Source organism: Pseudomonas sp. HY2-MNA-CIBAN-0224 (assembly GCF_040310285.1).
GTDB classification, from domain to species: domain Bacteria; phylum Pseudomonadota; class Gammaproteobacteria; order Pseudomonadales; family Pseudomonadaceae; genus Aquipseudomonas; species Aquipseudomonas helleri.
In genome coordinates this window covers 1-274 of sequence record NZ_JBEOPQ010000489.1, presented here as the reverse complement: position 1 = coordinate 274, position 274 = coordinate 1, and the positions used below count along the sequence as shown (strand labels likewise).

The following is a 274-nucleotide window of genomic DNA, read 5'->3' as shown; positions in this document are numbered from 1 at the left end:
GGGCCGTAGACTTCAACGATACGTCCCAGTGGCAAACCACCCGCACCTAGAGCGACATCCAATGAAAGTGAACCGGTAGAGATAGTTTCAACATCCATTGTGCGATCTTCGCCCAACTTCATAATTGAGCCTTTACCAAATTGCTTTTCAATCTGACTTAAAACGGCGGCAAGTGCTTTCTCTTTATTTGGATCAACCTTCATTATAAAACCCTCTAAGGCATTCAATACGTTTAGTAAAATGCTGTTTTGACTTAGGTGAAATGATGTAAACC

Annotated in this window: 1 pseudogene; it reads right to left on the bottom strand. The window is 42.0% G+C overall.

What is annotated here, in order from left to right:
* Positions 1-203, bottom strand: a pseudogene (gene recA, locus AAEZ03_RS27285) (recombinase RecA); the annotation flags it as partial.
* Between the last annotated feature and the right edge of the window lie 71 nt (positions 204-274).